At 68.3% G+C, this 15,133-nt stretch carries 15 protein-coding genes and 2 pseudogenes; 2 read left to right on the top strand and 15 right to left on the bottom strand.

What is annotated here, in order from left to right; all coding sequences use genetic code 11:
* Together L1066_RS05710 and L1066_RS26460 are read right to left on the bottom strand one after the other, a co-directional pair.
* Nucleotides 1–879: hypothetical protein (locus L1066_RS05710; RefSeq protein ID WP_235735395.1), on the bottom strand; the 879-nt coding region annotated here is incomplete at its 3' end.
* Nucleotides 879–1,007: a hypothetical protein gene (locus tag L1066_RS26460; protein ID WP_283095297.1), complete on the bottom strand. Its 129-nt coding sequence runs from the start codon at nucleotides 1,005–1,007 to the stop codon at nucleotides 879–881. The genes L1066_RS26460 and L1066_RS05710, both read right to left, overlap by 1 nt.
* Nucleotides 1,008–1,078: 71 nt before the next feature.
* Between L1066_RS26460 and L1066_RS05705 the strand changes: the two genes are divergently transcribed.
* Nucleotides 1,079–1,744 carry an LON peptidase substrate-binding domain-containing protein gene (locus tag L1066_RS05705; RefSeq protein ID WP_235735394.1) on the top strand — a complete coding sequence of 222 codons (666 nt, stop codon included), beginning with the start codon at nucleotides 1,079–1,081 and terminating at the stop codon, nucleotides 1,742–1,744.
* Nucleotides 1,744–2,232, top strand: a complete 489-nt coding sequence (gene ybaK, locus L1066_RS05700) for a Cys-tRNA(Pro) deacylase (protein WP_235735393.1) — start codon at nucleotides 1,744–1,746, stop codon at nucleotides 2,230–2,232. Before L1066_RS05705 ends, ybaK begins: the two co-directional genes overlap by 1 nt.
* A gap of 12 nt (nucleotides 2,233–2,244) precedes the next feature.
* On the opposite strand, the gene L1066_RS05695 is transcribed toward ybaK, so the two are convergent.
* From L1066_RS05695 to ftsZ, 13 genes and pseudogenes are all read right to left on the bottom strand, one after another.
* On the bottom strand, nucleotides 2,245–2,829 hold the full coding sequence (locus L1066_RS05695; protein WP_235735392.1) for a hypothetical protein: 585 nt from the start codon (nucleotides 2,827–2,829) through the stop codon (nucleotides 2,245–2,247).
* A pseudogene (gene dnaE / locus L1066_RS05690) lies at nucleotides 2,826–6,379 on the bottom strand (DNA polymerase III subunit alpha). Before dnaE ends, L1066_RS05695 begins: the two are co-directional and overlap by 4 nt.
* A gap of 158 nt (nucleotides 6,380–6,537) precedes the next feature.
* Complete coding sequence (locus tag L1066_RS05685; protein ID WP_235735391.1) at nucleotides 6,538–7,515, bottom strand: DUF2332 domain-containing protein; 978 nt, start codon at nucleotides 7,513–7,515, stop codon at nucleotides 6,538–6,540.
* A gap of 26 nt (nucleotides 7,516–7,541) precedes the next feature.
* Complete coding sequence (locus tag L1066_RS05680; RefSeq protein ID WP_235735390.1) at nucleotides 7,542–7,997, bottom strand: GNAT family N-acetyltransferase; 456 nt, start codon at nucleotides 7,995–7,997, stop codon at nucleotides 7,542–7,544.
* A 2-nt stretch (nucleotides 7,998–7,999) separates the two neighbouring features.
* Entirely contained in the window at nucleotides 8,000–8,929 is a 930-nt protein-coding gene (locus L1066_RS05675; RefSeq protein ID WP_235735389.1) for an RluA family pseudouridine synthase, read from the bottom strand.
* Entirely contained in the window at nucleotides 8,922–9,512 is a 591-nt protein-coding gene (lspA, locus tag L1066_RS05670; RefSeq protein WP_235735388.1) for a signal peptidase II, read from the bottom strand. Before lspA ends, L1066_RS05675 begins: the two co-directional genes overlap by 8 nt.
* Complete coding sequence (locus L1066_RS05665) at nucleotides 9,485–10,432, bottom strand: TraR/DksA family transcriptional regulator (RefSeq protein WP_235735387.1); 948 nt, start codon at nucleotides 10,430–10,432, stop codon at nucleotides 9,485–9,487. Before L1066_RS05665 ends, lspA begins: the two co-directional genes overlap by 28 nt.
* 190 nt (nucleotides 10,433–10,622) lie before the next feature.
* Nucleotides 10,623–11,408, bottom strand: a complete 786-nt coding sequence (locus L1066_RS05660) for a DivIVA domain-containing protein (protein WP_312007117.1) — start codon at nucleotides 11,406–11,408, stop codon at nucleotides 10,623–10,625.
* A gap of 91 nt (nucleotides 11,409–11,499) precedes the next feature.
* Nucleotides 11,500–11,787: a YggT family protein gene (locus L1066_RS05655; RefSeq protein WP_235735386.1), complete on the bottom strand. Its 288-nt coding sequence runs from the start codon at nucleotides 11,785–11,787 to the stop codon at nucleotides 11,500–11,502.
* Nucleotides 11,788–11,793: 6 nt separating this feature from the next.
* Nucleotides 11,794–12,264 carry a cell division protein SepF gene (locus tag L1066_RS05650; protein ID WP_235735385.1) on the bottom strand — a complete coding sequence of 157 codons (471 nt, stop codon included), beginning with the start codon at nucleotides 12,262–12,264 and terminating at the stop codon, nucleotides 11,794–11,796.
* Nucleotides 12,265–12,319: 55 nt separating this feature from the next.
* Nucleotides 12,320–13,021, bottom strand: coding sequence for a YggS family pyridoxal phosphate-dependent enzyme (locus tag L1066_RS05645; RefSeq protein ID WP_235735384.1), 702 nt, complete (start codon nucleotides 13,019–13,021; stop codon nucleotides 12,320–12,322).
* The gene (gene pgeF / locus L1066_RS05640; RefSeq protein ID WP_235735383.1) at nucleotides 12,975–13,745 is read right to left on the bottom strand and encodes a peptidoglycan editing factor PgeF; all 771 of its coding nucleotides are present in this window, start codon (nucleotides 13,743–13,745) and stop codon (nucleotides 12,975–12,977) included. The genes L1066_RS05645 and pgeF overlap by 47 nt, the downstream gene beginning before the upstream one ends.
* 299 nt (nucleotides 13,746–14,044) lie before the next feature.
* Nucleotides 14,045–14,990, bottom strand: a pseudogene (gene ftsZ / locus L1066_RS05635) (cell division protein FtsZ); the annotation flags it as partial.
* Nucleotides 14,991–15,133 lie beyond the last annotated feature (143 nt).

The following is a 15,133-nucleotide window of genomic DNA, read 5'->3' as shown; positions in this document are numbered from 1 at the left end:
CGCAACTGCCAGCACCGCTGCCAGGGCGACCACGAGCCAGTCGGCGCGATAGCCGAGGTCGTAGCCGGCGTAGTAGGCGAAGAAGAGCACCACCCACACCAGCCCGCCGGCCCACAGCGCCCAGATCGGGTCGCGGCCACCGGCCGGAGCCTCGGCCGCCGACCCCACCAGCGCCATGAGTACGCCGGCCAGTGCGATCACACCGACCGCTGCCGCGAACGCGATGCCTTCGCCCGGGTCGCCGTACATCACGATGAAGGTGGCGAACACGAGCACAGCGGCGTCCACGACCACCACGCTGCGCGGCAGGGACGGGCGCCACAGCACGATTCCTGCGGCCGCCGCCGTCGTCCCGGCCACCAGTGCGGCACCGAGGTGGCCGGTGTCAGCGGAGGCCCGACCGACGTTGGCCAGTGCGATCCCGGCGAGGAGCAGCGCCGGCAGGAGGGCGAGACAGAGCATCCGGGGCGCGGGACCGTCCGTCGGCTGCTCCCGGGTGACGAAGGCCCGACCGACGAGTGCCGCCTGCAGTGCCAGCAGTCCCCAGGCCCAGGCGTCGTCGCGCCACACCGCGCCCCACGTGCCGAGGGCGGCGTGGGAGAAGCTCGCCGCGGCGAGACCGAGGAAGACACCTCCCAGCAGGTCCGAGCCACGGTGTCGTGCCGACAGCGACAGCCAGGCGAGTGCGAGCACCATCCCGACCGTCGCCCCCCACAGCTGTGGCTTGCCACCGTCGACCACCTGGACGACGACACGGGCCAGGAGCGCTCCCACCAGGCACCAGGTGGCCATCACTGCCCTGCGATGCGCTCCGCTGTCACGCAGCAACGAGAGCAGCACCCCCGGCGCAGCGACCACTGCGAGCGCGAAGAGACCCATCAGCTCCGGGGCGTGCTCGCCGCCTGACCGAAGATGGTGATCAAGGACGGTGCCCAGACCCGTTGCAGGTCGACGAGCAGCCAGAGGCCGACGCCCACCTCGAGCACATGGCGGTTCACGCGATACATGGGGACATCCTGCCGCGTGACGCGCCCGGACGCTCCGCGGAGCGCGACACGCGGCCAGTAGGCTGGCGAACGTGAGCGCGACGATCCCGATCTTCCCCCTCAACACGGTGGTCATGCCGGGACAGGTCGTCCCACTCCGGGTCTTCGAGGACCGCTACCTGCAGATGGTGGAATACCTGCTCGACGAGGACGATCCCGCGCAGCGGCTCTTCGGCACGGTTGCGATCCGTGACGGGCACGAGGTCGGGACACCGGTGCAGTCCTGGTTCCGGATCGGCTGCCTGCTCCAGCTCACCGAGGCCGAAGTCGCCCCCGACGGCAGCGTCGAGATCGAGGCCGTCGGCCGTTCCCGGATCCGGCTCGACCGGCTCCACCAGGACGGCGACTATCCCGAGGGAGAGGTCGAACTCCTCCGTGACCCGCTTCCCGAACGTGCCGAGGAGTTCGTGCTCCGCGCCACGAGCACCTTCGACACCTATCGACACGTGCTCTCCGACATCAGCGGTGAGGAGTTGCTGATGGGCGCGCTCCCCCAGGACCCGACGATGCTGTCGTGGAGCATCTCCGCCGCCAGCATGCTCACCATGCCGGAACGACAGGCGCTGCTGGAGGAGTCCGACGTCACCCTGCGACTCGCTCTGGCCACTGAGCTGCTGGAGGAGGAGATCCGCACGATGTCGGCGCTGCCGTCGCTGCCGGCACTCGGCATTGGCCGCAACTCCTGGAGTCCGAACTGATGGCCGCCCGCAGAGCGCCCGCCGGTACGCCGGCAGTGGCTGCCCTCAGCGCAGCCGGGATCAGGCACACCCTGCTCGGCTACGATCACGACCCGCGGGCCACCAGCTACGGCCTCGAGGCCGCGGAGGCGCTCGGGGTCGATCCGACCTCGGTCTTCAAGACGCTGCTCGCCGACGTCGACGGCTGCCTCGTCGTGGCGGTCGTGCCGGTCACGGGGCAGCTCGACCTCAAGGCGCTCGCCCGGACGATGGGTGGCTCGAAGGCCGCCATGGCCGATCCCGCGATTGCGCAGCGGGCCACCGGCTACGTCGTGGGCGGCATCTCCCCGATCGGGCAGAAACGCACTCACCCGACGGTGATCGACGAAACCGCGATCCTGCATGAGACCGTGCACGTCTCCGGTGGTCGACGCGGTCTCGAGGTCGCGCTCGCACCCGATGACCTGGTCGAGGTCACCGAGGGACGGTATGCCGCGATCGCCCGGTGACTGACCTCGTGGTCAGGCGTCGTGGGACACCGGCTGCTGGCCGGACGGCGGCACGTCGACGGCTGCGGGGTCGACACGGCGTACGGCGGCGTCGCCCGGGAACCCGACCAGCACCAGCACGGAGCCGACGAGTGCACCTCCCGGGAAGCCGAGGAACCAGGCGACCGGTGAGGCACGCAGTGCCGCCTGCACGCTCGGGTAGCCATCGGGGTAGTCGGCCGTGAGGTCGATCGGAGCCGGCTCGCCGGGGCCGATGAGTGCCCCGACCCCGACCATGACCAACCCCGCCACGATCGCCGACCCCACGACCAGGCCGAGCGTGACGAGCTCGTCGTGGTCGTGGATCCACAAGAAGATCGCCCCCAGCACCAGCCCCAACGGCACGGCGACCGCGAGATAGAGCCCGGTGCTGCGGAACTGTTGGTCGGGCTCGAAGAACGGTCGGCCGCCATCGATCAGATAGGTGTGGGTCTCCGGAGCCGGCGACCACCACCAGAACCAGCACCCCGCAGCCACCACTCCGGCCACCACGAAGGCAGCGAGCGTCACTGCGGCCTGGCGGAGGAGACCCGCGCGAGAAGCGCGCTCGTCGGTCACTGTCCCAGGCATCCGGGCCCCAGAAGTTGCTTGAGGTCGGCGAACAGCGCCGAGGAGGGTGTCACTCGCAGCCGGTCATCGAGACGGAGCACGGTCGTGGAGTTGCGGGTCAGCAGCCTCAACTGCACCTCCGTCATGCCCGGATGCGTCGCCAAGACGTCCTTCAGCGACTCCACCACCGGCGGCGTGCACCGGGTGGACGGCAACGAGATGACCACCGGTCCCGACGGTCCGTCGTTGAGGTCGGGCAGGCTGACCTCCTGACCGCGCAGTTCGGGCTGGTCCTTGTCGCGTGACAGGTTGCCCTTGACTCGGATGATCGAGTCCTCGGCCAGATGGGGGCCGGCCAGTTGGTAGGCACTCGGGAAGAAGAGCACCTCGATGGCGCCATCGAGGTCTTCGAGGGTCACCGTTGCCCAGGCGTCGCCGCGCTTGGTGATCTTGCGCTGCACACTGGTGACCAGGCCGCTCACCGTGAGCATCGAGCCGTGGGGCCGGTCCTCGTCGAGCATCAGCTGACCGATGCTGCAGTCGGTGCCCTGGGAGAGCACGTGCTCCAGACCCAGCAGCGGGTGATCGGAGACGTAGAGACCCAGCATGTTGCGCTCGTTGCTGAGCAGGGTCATCTTGTCCCACTCGTCGATCTCGGGGATCGTGACCGAGACCCCGAACCCGGAGTCCTCCTCGGAGAGCCCTCCGAAGAGTGAGTCCTGACCGATGGCCTCGTTCTTCTTGATGTCGACGTACTGGTCGACCGCAGCCTCGTGGATGGCCAGCAGCGCCCGCCTCTTGTGCTTCATCTCGTCGAAGGCGCCGGCCTGGATCAAGGACTCGATGACCCGCTTGTTGCAGACCGTCGAGGGCACCTTGTCCATGAAGTCGTTGAAGTCGCTGTAACGCCCCTTCTCACGGCCGAGGATGACGCCGTCGACGACGTTGTGCCCCACGTTGCGGATCGCGGTGAGGCCGAACCGGATGTCGCGTCCCACCGGGGTGAAGTTGGCGGCCGACTCGTTGACGTCGGGGGCAGCACCTGGATCTTCATCCGGCGACACTCGTTGAGGTAGATCGCCATCTTGTCCTTGTCGTCCTTCACGGACGTCAGGAGCGCAGCCATGTATTCAGTCGGGTAGTTGGCCTTGAGGTAGGCGGTCCAGTAGGTGATGACGCCGTAGGCCGCTGAGTGCGACTTGTTGAAGGCGTAGTCGGAGAACGGCAGCAGGATCGCCCACAGGGTGTCGATCGACTCCTGCGGGTAGCCACGCTCGAGCATCCCTGCCTGGAAGCCCGCGTACTGCTTGTCGAGCTCCTCCTTCTTCTTCTTGCCCATCGCGCGGCGGAGGTTGTCGGCGGCACCCAGGGTGAAGCCGGCCAGGACCTGGGCGATCGCCATCACCTGCTCCTGGTAGACGATCAGACCGTAGGTCTCACCCAGCACCGGCTCGAGGGCCTCCTCGAGTGCGGGGTGGATCGGCTCGATCGGCTCACGGCCGTTCTTGCGGCGCGCGTACTTGTTGTGTGAGTCGGCGCCCATCGGGCCCGGACGGTAGAGCGCGCTGACGGCGGTGATGTCGGCGAACTTGTCGGGCTGCATCGACCGGAGCAGCGCTCTCATGCCACCACCATCGAGCTGGAAGACGCCCAGGGTGTCACCACGGCCCATCAGCTCGTAGGTCGCCCGGTCGTCGAAGGGGAGCTCCTCGAGCACCACCTTCTCGTCGCGGTTGGCCTCGATGTTGACCAAGGCGTCTTCGAGGATCCGGAGGTTGGACAGACCCAGGAAGTCCATCTTGACCAGACCCAGCGACTCACACATCGGGTAGTCGAACTGGGTGATCACCGCGCCGTCCTGGGGCCGCGTCATGATCGGCACGATGTCGATCAACGGCTCGCTGGACATGATCACGCCGGCAGCGTGCACACCCCAGTTGCGGATCTGCCCCTCGAGACCGACCGCGGTCTTGTAGATCGTGCGGACGTCGACGTCCTGGTCGTAGAGGGTGCGGAACTCGCCACCCTCGCCGTAGCGCTTGTGCTGCTCGTTGAAGAGCTCCTTGAGGGGCACGCCCTTGCCCATCACGTCGGCCGGCAGCGCCTTGGTGATGCGGTCACCGATGGCGAACCCGTGATCGAGAACGCGCGCTGCGTCCTTGATCGCAGCCTTCGACTTGAGTCGGCCGAAGGTGGCGATCTGCGCGACCCGCTCGGCGCCGTACTTCTGGGTGACGTACTGGATGACCTCACCACGCCGTCCGTCGTCGAAGTCGATGTCGAAGTCGGGCATCGAGGGACGCTCGGGATTGAGGAACCGCTCGAAGAAGAGGCCGTGCTCGAGGGGGCAGAGGTCGGTGATGCGCAGGGCGTAGGCAGCGATGGAGCCAGCGCCCGAGCCACGGCCGGGGCCGACCCTGATGCCGTTGTCCTTCGACCAGTTGATGAAGTCGGCGACCACGAGGTAGTAGCCGCAGTAGCCCTTCTGGGAGACGATCCCGAGCTCCATCTCGACCCGGTCGCGGACCTCCTGGGTGAGCCGGTCACCGGGGTAGCGCGACTCGATGCCCCGCCACACCTCCTTGCGGAACCAGGACTCCTCGGTCTCGCCCGCGGGGATGTCGGCCCGGGCCATGTAGCCGCCGGTCGACTCGGTGAACTCGATGTTGCAGCGTTCACCGATCTCGACGGTGTTGTCGCACGCCTCGGGCATGCCGAAGCGGTCGGCCCACAGCTCGCGCATCTCGGCCGCGGACTTGATGTAGTAGCCGCCACCGTCGAACTTGAGCCGGTTGGGGTCGGCCAGGCGCTTGCCGGAGGCGACGCAGATCAGGGCGTCGTGGGCGTCGGCGTCCTCGGGGTTGTTGTAGTGGGAGTCGTTGGTGGCGATCGGCCGGATGCCCATGTCACGGCCCAGCCGGAGCAGGTCCTCGCGGACCCGCTTCTCGATGTCGATGCCGTGGTCCATCAACTCGAGGAAGACGTTGTCCTTGCCGAAGATGTCCTGCAGCTCGCCGGCCTCGCGCAGGGCCTCGTCGTACTGGCCCAGGCGCAGCCGGGTCTGGATCGCACCACTCGGGCAGCCGGTGGAGACGATGATGCCCTTGCTGTGCTCGGCGAGGATCTCCTTGTCCATGCGGGGCTTGTAGAAGTAGCCCTCGAGACTGGAGCGGGAGGAGAGCCGGAAGAGGTTGTGCATGCCCTCGGTGGTCTCGGCCCACATCGTCATGTGGGTGTAGGCACCGCCACCGGCGACGTCGTTGCCGCCCTCCTCGGCGACGTCGCCCTTGCCCCAGCGCACCCGACGACGCTCACCACGCGCGGTGCCCGGCGTCACGTAGGCCTCGATGCCGATGATCGGCTTGACGTCGTGCTTCTTCGCCTTCGACCAGAAGTCGTAGGCACCGTGCAGGTTGCCGTGGTCGGTCATGGCGATCGTGGTCATGCCCAGATCGCGCACCCGGGTGAAGAGCCCATCGAGCAGGGAGGCGCCGTCCAACATCGAGTATTCGGTGTGGACGTGGAGGTGGACGAACGAGTCACCGGAGCCAGCGGCCATGGATGTGAGCAACTCCTGGGGGTTGAGACGGACGGGAGCTCACGACGCAGGGACACCTGCCTTCGTGGCGGGCAGGAAGACAGCCTACGTCGTGTGCAGGGCCATCTTGGCAGGGCACTCCGACACTTCTCGGCGACCGGCGTGACCAGCCCCACGGCTCACCCGACGGTGCCGGCGCCGAACCAGGTGAAGTCCCGCCCGTGACCGTGGGTCCACGCCACGGCGTGCCCGTCGATCCCGAGCACGAACCGATCGCTGCGCCGTTCCGGAGCCGCCCTCGCGACCTCCGGCAGCACGTCGGGGTCCTCGTTGCTGATCCACCGGCAGGCGCCCTCGGCCACCAGGGCACGCATCATCTCGTCGAAGTCGCGGCGCCGTTCGTGGGGCAGGTAGGCGATGACGGCCGTGTGCTGCACCACCGGGACGCCCCACCGCCCGGCATCGGCCAGCAGCCCCGGCAGCAGGTCGAACAGGTCGCCACGGCGGATCTCAGGCGGTTCGGCTCTTGCGACCGCGATGGCCTGCTGGAGGAGCTCACGCCGGTCGTCCTGCTCCGGCCAGACCAGGTTGGTGAGCCAAGCGGCGGCGTCATCGGTGGTGACGTCGAGCGGGTTGAGGTCTGCTCCTGCTCGCCACCGGACGTCAGGATGCCGGGTGGGCACCGGGAACGGAGCGAGCGGGACCGAGACGAGCGTGGGTCCCCCGCTTCCGCGCAACTCCCCCAGCGGCGACCAGTCGTAGTCCCAGCGGTCCGGATGAAGGCAGAGCCCACCTGAGGCACCGACCTCGATCAGCGCGATCTCGCCACCGATCTGGCCCAGCGCCGGCACGAGTGTTGCCATCCGGCCCGCCTCGTTGGTCTGGGTGGCACGACTGAGAATGGTGGCGCGGATCCCGCCGTCCTCCAGGAGGACGTGCCGGAAGCCCTCGTAGGGGCCGGGCGCCGGAGCGCCGTGCCAGCGGGCCGCGGCGAAGACGAGGTTGGGCTGCTGCTTGACGGCCGGGAGCCCATCGAGCCAGGCGAGCACCTCCTCGTCGTCGGCGACGCGGCGACTCCAGTCGACGAAGCAGGGCGAGTCCACGGCATGCTCGGCGAAGGCCTGGTACTGCTCGCGCGCGCCTCCCCACGGGTCCATGGACCGAGGCTACGCCGATGCGCAGTTCAAGGCCGCCAGCTCAGCTCGATGTCGGGCTCGCGCTCCTCATTGCCCGAACCGTCGGTGCGACGCAGCTCGGCGAAGCCGTGCCGTGCGTAGAAGCGCCGGGCCGCGAGGTTGGTCTCGAAGACCCACAGCCCCACTCCCTCGGGCCGCACTGCCTGCACCAGGGCGAGGAGCGCGGACCCGACGCCGGTGCCGGCGTGGTGAGGGGCGACGTACAGGTGGTCGAGCCAGGTCGGGGTGGCCGACGCGAAGCCGACGATCTCCTCGTCCCACTCGGCCACCCAGAGATCGACGGACGTCAGGTCCCACGCGGCGACCCAGCGACGTACCTCCACCTCGGGACGCGCCAGGGGCGGCATGGCCGGATGGGCTGCGCGGCGAGCTCCGATCATCACGTCGGCGACCTGCGGAAGGTCTTCGACGCTGCCCGGGCGCAGGCTCAGGGTCGCCGCCACGGTCAGTGGGCGTCGCGGATGACGTCGAGCGCGTTCTGCAGGTCGTCGGGGTACGTCGACTCGTAGGTCACGTAGTCACCGGTGCCCGGGTGCTCGAAACCGAGGCGTACGGCGTGCAGCCACTGCCGCTCCAGGCCCACCCGGCGCGCCAAGGCGGGGTCCGCCCCGTAGGTCATGTCACCGACGCAGGGGTGCTTGAGCGCCGACATGTGCACCCGGATCTGGTGGGTCCGGCCGGTCTCGAGGTGGATCTGCAGGAGGCTCGCGAAGCGGTGGGCCTCGAGCGTCTCGTAATGGGTGATGCTGTGCCGGCCGTCGGCCATCACGGCGAACTTCCAGTCGGACTTCGGGTGCCGGCCGATGGGGGCGTCCACGGTGCCCTCGTGCGGGTCGGGATGGCCCTGCACGAGTGCGTGGTAGGTCTTGTCGACGGTGCGCTGCCGGAAGGCGTTCTTGAGCCGCGAGTAGGCGTACTCCGACTTGGTGATCACCATGACGCCCGACGTGCCCACGTCGAGGCGCTGCACGATGCCCTGACGCTCCGGGGCACCGCTGGTGGCGATGCGGAAGCCAGCGCCGGCGAGATGACCGACGACGGTCGGGCCCGTCCATCCCATGCTCGGGTGGACAGCGACGCCGACGGGCTTGTCGATCACCACGATCGAGTCGTCGTCGTGGATGATCTTGATGCCCTCGACGGTCTCGGGGACGACGGCCAGCGGGTCCTGCTCCTGCGGGATCGTCACGTCGAGGGTGGCTCCGGCAGTGACCCGGTCGCTCTTGCCCACGCCGCTGCCGTCCAGCTCGACCAGCCCGGTGGCGATCAGCTCGGCCGACTTGGTGCGGGAGAGGCCGAACATGCGTGCCATGGCCGCGTCGACACGCTCCCCGTCGAGGCCTTCCGGGATCAGCACCACGCGTTGTTCACTCATCGTTGCTCCCGGGCAGCTCGGTGGTCTTCTCCTCCGCTGCCTCGCGGCTGCCGTCGAGACGGATGCCACGGACCGCCTGGACGATGATCACGAAGGCGGCGACGTTGATGCACATGTCGGCGACGTTGAAGACCGGGAAGTTGGGCAGGGCGAGGAAGTCGACGACGTGGCCACGGAAGAAGCCGGGCTCGCGGAAGAGCCGGTCGGTGAGGTTGCCTGCGATGCCGGCCAGCAGGAAACCCAGGCCGACGGCCCACAACCTGCTGGAAACCCGGAACGACAGCACGAGGACGACGATCGCCGCGATGCAGGCGAACCCCGTCAGCAGCTCCGTCGCCGAGGTGCCCATGCTGAAGGCGGCCCCGGGGTTGTAGACCAGGCGGAGCCCGAGGAGGTCCCCGAGGATCGGCTTGGTCTCGCCGATGACCAGGTGGGTCTCGGCGAGATGCTTGGTCGTCTGGTCGACAACCAGAAGGACGACGGTGACTGCCCAGAGGAGAAGCCTGCTGGTACGCCGATCGCCGGGTCGGGAAGGTGAACTCCGGCCGCTGGAACTCAGCGGCGCTCCTCGCGCTGCTTGCATGACATGCACAGTGTCGCACGCGGGAAGGCCATGAGCCGCATCTTCCCGATCGGGTTGCCACACGACTCACACACGCCATAGGTCTTGTCGTCGATGCGCTCCAGGGCGTGCTCGATCTGGGCCAGCATGTCGCGACTGTTGTTGTAGACGCTCAGCTCGTGGTCGCGCTCGAAGCTGGAGGCGCCGATGTCGGCCTGGTCGTGACCGGCTCCGTCACCGGAGTCACGCAGGAGCACGGTGATCTCCTGCTGGTGTTCCTCCAGCTCGGCACGCAGCCGCTCGGCCTCGCCCTTGAGCTCTCCGACGACCTCCTTGAGCTCGGCCTTGGTCCACTCCGACTCGTCCTCGCGCACCGCCAGCTTCGCGGAGGTCCTGGCGGTGGGGACCTTCTTGGCTGGCGCGCTCTTCGCGGCTGGTGCGGCCTTCTTGGTTGGTGCAGCCTGCTTGGCAGGCGTCGTCTTCTTGGCTGGCGCCTTGGCCGCGCTCTTCTTGGCCGGCGCAGCCTTCTTCGCCGACGCCGCCTTCGTTGCTGCAGCCTTCTTGGCAGGCGTCGCCTTCTTGGCTGCTGCTTTCGTTGCCGCGCCCTTCTTCGCCGGCGCCGCCTTCTTGGCCGGCGCAGCCTTCTTGGCAGGTGCCGCAGCCTTGGTCGAACCCTGCTTCGGCGCCACCTTCTTCGCCGGCGCTGCGGCCTTCGCCGCCTTCTTCGCCGCGGCCTTCTTCGCCGGCGCTGCGGCTTTCGCCGGGCCCTTCTTCGCTGACGGCGCCTTCTTGGCAGGTGCCTTCTTGGCAGGTGCCGCCTTCGTTGCTGCCTTCTGCGTGGCGGCAGAGGATTCGTCCTCCCCGCGCGGCTTCGGTGACATGACGCGCTTCACCGCCGCTGCGGCACTGCCCATCACTGACTTCCTGCTGCTGCGCGCCATCGGGACTCCGTCCTGTCAGACCGACGCGCGACGGTCGTCACACTCGGTCAGGTGGGAGGGAGGCTAGTGGGTGCCGCCGGCTTACTCAATGCGCCACGCACATCTGCGGGACCCGCTGCTCAGGGAAATGGCAGCGGCGGCCGGCTCCCGCTGGGAGCCGACCGCCGTCGTACGCGTGGAGCGAGGAGGTTCAGCCCTCTTCGTCACCCAGGATCGAGCGCAGTCGCTTCGGGGCCGGGCTGGCCTCGGCGATCTCCGCGCCCGTGTCGCTGTTGGCGTTGAGCGAGTTGAGCTGCTCGGTGAAGTAGCTCTTCAGGCGCGAACGGTATTCACGCTCGAAGGAGCGCAGACCCTCGACGTCTGCCTGGAGCTTGTCGCGCTCCGTCTCGAGGGCACCGAACATCTGGGTCCGGCGCTCCGCGGTCTCGGAGTCGAGGAGCTGGGCACGAGTACGTGCGTCCATCTCCGTGCGGTCGGCCTTGGCCTTGGACTCCGCCTCGAGGCGCTCGGCCTTGGTGCGGGCCTCACCCACGATCTTGTCCGCGTCGTTCTTGGCTTCCTCGACAAGCTCGTCAGCGTTGCGCGTGGCGATCTCGAGCAGGCGCGCTGCCGCACCCGAGGCCTGCGCCACGGTCTCGACCTTGATGGTCTCGACCTGTGCCGGTGCGGGAGCCGCAGCAGGCGTCGGAACCGGAGTCGGCTCCGGCTCAGGCTTGGTCTCGACGACCGGAGCGGGGGCCGGCGCGGGCACGGGCTCCGCGGCCGGGACCGGAGCGCCGGACTGCGCTGCGGCCAGCTTGGACCGCAGGTCCTCGTTCTCCTTCGTCAGTCGGGCCAGTTCTGCTTCCACCTCGTCGAGGAACTGGTCCACCTCACCCATGTCGTAGCCCTCACGGAGCCGGACAGGAGTAAAGCGCTTGTTGCTCACGTCCTCAGGCGTCAGCGGCATGACCTCACCCAATTCGTCTGTAGTCACGGTCAGTTTCTTGTCCCGAACAATAGCGCCTGGGCTCAGGGCCCAGACAGGTCACCGGGTGCCGTGGGACTGACGGCGACCGGCAAACGGCTCACAGCAGCAACGCTGCGTTGAGTTGCAACAGAAGGTATGCCCCCACCAGCACCAGAAGGAAACTGAGGTCAAGGGAGATAGTCCCCAGACGCAACGGCGGCACCACCCGTCGCAGTGCCTTGATCGGCGGATCGGTGGCCGAGTAGACGACCTCGAGGAGCACCAGCAGTGGTCCCCCGGGGGACCATTGCCGGGCGAAGATCTGCACCCAGTCGAAGATGAAGCGCACCCACAGCAGGGCTATGAACACCCACAGGACGATGTGGATGATCTGTCCGATGATCACCTGGCGTCAGCTCTGATTGAAGAAGCCACCCTCGGCGATCCGCTGCTTGTCCTCGGCCGCAACGGTGACGTTGGGAGGAGACAGCAGGAACACCTTGGCGGTGACCCGCTCGATGGATCCGTGGGTGGCGAAGATCAGACCCGCAGCGAAGTCGACCAGGCGCTTCGCGTCGGCGTCCTCCATCTCGGACAGGTTCATGATCACGGGCACACCTTCGCGGTAGTTCTCACCGACGGTGCGGGCCTCGTTGTAGGTACGGGGGTGGAGGGTCGTGATGCGAGACAACTCGGCAACTGCTCCTGAAGTCGGGACCGGCTGGGGTCGACGGCGCTCGGCCAGGTCGGCAACGGGCGCCGGACGGCGCTCCTGCTGGCGAGCCGGCTCCTCGGCCTGGTCGTCGAGCTCCTCGTCGTAGATGCGGTCGCTTTCCTCGACCAGGCCGAGGTACTCACCGATCCTGCGCATGGCGCCGCTCATGAGTCTTTCCTCCGGTGTTCTGCGCCCAGGTCGGGCACGTTGGATGTTGGTGACATTACTGGACCGAGGGCCTCTCCCCGAGGACCGCGCGGCCAATTCGTACGTGTGTCGCGCCATGCCGGATCGCCTCCTCGAGGTCTCCGCTCATGCCGGCCGAGAGGACCGTGGCATCGGGGTGATCGGCGCGGAACCGCTCGGTGATCACGGCAAGCCGAGCGAACGCCTGGTCGGCGTCCGCACCGAGCGGTGCGACTGCCATCAGGCCGGCAAGCTCCAGCCCTTCCGCCGCGACCACGGCCTCCGCCAGCGCGGCCAGGTCGTCCGGATGTACGCCGGAGCGCCCCTCGCCCTGCTCCGGCGGATCGAGGCTCACCTGCAGCAGGCAGGGCAGCACCGCCCCACGCTCGACGGCACCGCGCGAGAGCCCACCGACCAACTTGCGGCGGTCGACCGACTCCACGACGTCGGCATAGCGGGCCACGGCCGCGGCCTTGTTGGACTGCAGACCCCCGATGTAATGCCAGCGGAGCCCCAAGTCGGCTGTCTCAGCCGCCTTCTCCTGGGCCTCCTGGTGACGGTTCTCCCCCACGTCGGTGACGCCGAGGTCGGCCAGGAGACGGACATCACTGGCCGGGAAGTACTTGGTGACCACGGTGAGCGTGACCTCGTCGGCGTCACGTCTCGCGGCCCGACAGGCGCGGGCGATGCGCTCACGGGTGCGGGCCAACCCGTCGGCAAGTTCGTGGCGGCGGCTCAACGCGCCTCCCTCTCCACATGATCAGTCCGACCTGGCGTCCCGAACGCTCCGCGTCACGGCGGTGCGAATAGTGATCGGGCGACTCCTTGGTGCACACCCCGAGCTCGGCGACCTCGGCGACCTCCGGCCGCGCGAGCTGTGACCGCACGCCGGCCGCAAGGTCGAGCGACGGCGTACCCCACGACGTGGTGGCGGCCGCTCCGGGCACGAGCGCCTCCACCTCCCGCTGCAGAGCGGCGGGCACTTCGTAACACCGCCCACAGACGTGGGGCCCGATGCGAGCGACGATGGTGCGGGCACCGGCGGCGACCATCTGATCGAGGGTGACCCCGAGCACGTCGGAGGCGAGCCCGGCCCTACCGACGTGAGCGGCAGCAACCACCCCCGCGCCGGGATCGGCGAGCAGCACCGGCACGCAGTCGGCAACCCGCACCACCAGCACCGTGTCGGGGCTGACCGTGACCAGGCCATCGCACTCGGGTGCCGGGTCCTTCGGCCCCTCGAGCGCGGTGACCACGCTGCCGTGCACCTGACGCATGTCGACACGCTTTCCACCCGGGGCGAACTCGGCCATCACCCGTTGCCAGTTGGCCTCGGACTCGGCGACGCGGTCGGGGGTCGGCAGCGCCAGGTCGAGCTCGTCGTACGGCGCCTCGCTGACGCCGCCGAACCGGTCGGTGAAGGCCAGGTCGACGGAGCCGATGCGCTCGCGATGGGTGAACAACGGGGCTTACTTGAGGAAGTCCGGGACGTCGAGGTCGTCGTCGTCGAACTCCACCGGGCGCGGGGCCTGACGCTGCACCGGCTGCTGTGCCGGCTGCTGACGCTGCTGAGCGGGCTGCTGCTGAGCAGGGGCGGGCTGCTCCTGCTGCTGGACGGGCCGCTGGGCAGGCTGCGCCTGCTGCTGCACCCGGTCGGTGTTGCGCTGCCCCGACAACGCCTGGGCAGCTGCCCGGGTGTCGGCCTGCGTCTGCTGCGGAGGCTGGCGCCGGAGCACCGTGCCTTCGTCACGGCGCTTGGGCATGCCGCCGTCGAACCCGGCAGCGATCACGGTGACCCGGACCTCGTCGCCGAGAGCGTCATCGATCGTGGCACCGAAGATGATGTTGGCCTCGGGGTGCACCGACTCGGCCACCAGTGCGGCGGCCTCGTTGATCTCGAAGAGACCCAGGTCGGAGCCACCGGCGATGGAGAGCAGGACACCGTGGGCGCCGTCGATGCTCGCCTCGAGCAGGGGCGAGGAGACAGCCATCTCTGCGGCGGCCACCGAGCGGTCCTCGCCCCGGGCCGAGCCGATGCCCATGAGCGCCGATCCGGCGTTGGCCATGACCGACTTCACGTCGGCGAAGTCGAGGTTGATCAGACCGGGAGTGGTGATCAGGTCGGTGATGCCGGACACACCCTGCAACAGCACCTGGTCGGCCTGCTTGAAGGCGTCCAGCACCGACACGTTGCGATCGCTGATCGAGAGCAACCGGTCATTGGGGATGACGATGAGGGTGTCGACCTCTTCGCGCAGCTGCTCGATGCCCTCCTCGGCGGAGTTGGCACGACGACGGCCTTCGAAGGCGAACGGGCGGGTGACCACGCCGATCGTCAGCGCGCCGAGCGAGCGGGCGATGCGGGCGACGACCGGAGCACCACCGGTGCCGGTGCCACCGCCTTCTCCAGCGGTGACGAACACCATGTCGGCGCCCTTGATGACCTCTTCGATCTCGTCGGCGTGGTCCTCGGCCGCTCGGCCACCCACTTCGGGGTTGGCACCGGCACCCAGTCCACGGGTGAGTTCACGACCGATGTCGAGCTTCACATCGGCGTCGCTCATGAGCAGGGCCTGTGCATCGGTGTTGATGGCGATGAACTCGACGCCCTTGAGGCCGACTTCGATCATCCGGTTGACGGCGTTGACACCGCCCCCACCGATGCCCACGACCTTGATGATGGCCAGGTAGTTCTGTGCTGCTGCCACGTCGTGCGTGCCTCTCCGATCGGTGTCGTCCAAAGATCCGGTGGGACCCGTGAACCTGACTTGGTGCCTTGTGGGGAAGAACCGATCGGTTGCCATGAACCCTAACCCTCAACTGAAGGGTTATAGTTATGTCAACCTCTCGA

Source organism: Nocardioides alcanivorans, from assembly GCF_021555175.1.
Lineage (GTDB): Bacteria > Actinomycetota > Actinomycetes > Propionibacteriales > Nocardioidaceae > Nocardioides > Nocardioides alcanivorans.
This window is presented reverse-complemented; position numbering and strand designations above follow the sequence as displayed.

Coding starts and splice junctions, on each gene's coding strand:
- L1066_RS26460 (WP_283095297.1), bottom strand. CDS start 1,007: ATGTATCGCGTGAACCGCCATGTGCTCGAGGTGGGCGTCGGCCTCTGG.
- ybaK (WP_235735393.1), top strand. CDS start 1,744: ATGGCCGCCCGCAGAGCGCCCGCCGGTACGCCGGCAGTGGCTGCCCTC.
- L1066_RS05685 (WP_235735391.1), bottom strand. CDS start 7,515: ATGGACCCGTGGGGAGGCGCGCGCGAGCAGTACCAGGCCTTCGCCGAG.
- L1066_RS05675 (WP_235735389.1), bottom strand. CDS start 8,929: ATGAGTGAACAACGCGTGGTGCTGATCCCGGAAGGCCTCGACGGGGAG.
- lspA (WP_235735388.1), bottom strand. CDS start 9,512: ATGCAAGCAGCGCGAGGAGCGCCGCTGAGTTCCAGCGGCCGGAGTTCA.
- L1066_RS05665 (WP_235735387.1), bottom strand. CDS start 10,432: ATGGCGCGCAGCAGCAGGAAGTCAGTGATGGGCAGTGCCGCAGCGGCG.
- L1066_RS05650 (WP_235735385.1), bottom strand. CDS start 12,264: ATGAGCGGCGCCATGCGCAGGATCGGTGAGTACCTCGGCCTGGTCGAG.